The organism is Mesorhizobium waimense, assembly GCF_003601975.1.
Lineage (GTDB): Bacteria > Pseudomonadota > Alphaproteobacteria > Rhizobiales > Rhizobiaceae > Mesorhizobium > Mesorhizobium waimense.
Genome location: NZ_QZWZ01000234.1, coordinates 1 through 408 on the forward strand (window position 1 = coordinate 1; position 408 = coordinate 408).

Genomic DNA, 408 nt, shown 5'->3' on the forward strand with positions numbered 1-408 from the left:
GGTGCATCCCGCGCTCTCATCCCCAACCAAATCAGATCATCAGCGTCATTCAGCACCACTCCGAGCCGAATTCCGCATCAATTCCCTCTCGGCGCCATCTATACGCGGTTCTCAACCGCCATCGACACGCCGAGAGCGCGAAGGCACACTTCGTGTCCCGCTACTTCGCGCCAGGTGCAGGTATACCCGAAGACCCGGTTACGGGATCGATCCATGCCACACTTGTTCCCTATTGGGCGAAGCGGTTGGGTTGCGACAAGCTCTTAACTTATCAGGCGTCAGCCCGTGGGGGTTGGCTCGTCTGCGAATTGACTAAAGATCGTGTTTTCCTGAGTGGGAATGCTGTGACCTTCATGGAGGCGGAAATTTCTATTCCCAATGCTGCTTAATGCAAGGCTGTTGATCTGG

1 protein-coding gene is annotated in these 408 nt (G+C 55.4%); it reads left to right on the forward strand.

Features of this window, described 5'->3' with window-relative positions:
- Nucleotides 1-389, forward strand: a 389-nt coding sequence (locus D3227_RS40795; protein WP_147377855.1) for a PhzF family phenazine biosynthesis protein, incomplete at its 5' end; no start/stop codon positions are given.
- Nucleotides 390-408 lie beyond the last annotated feature (19 nt).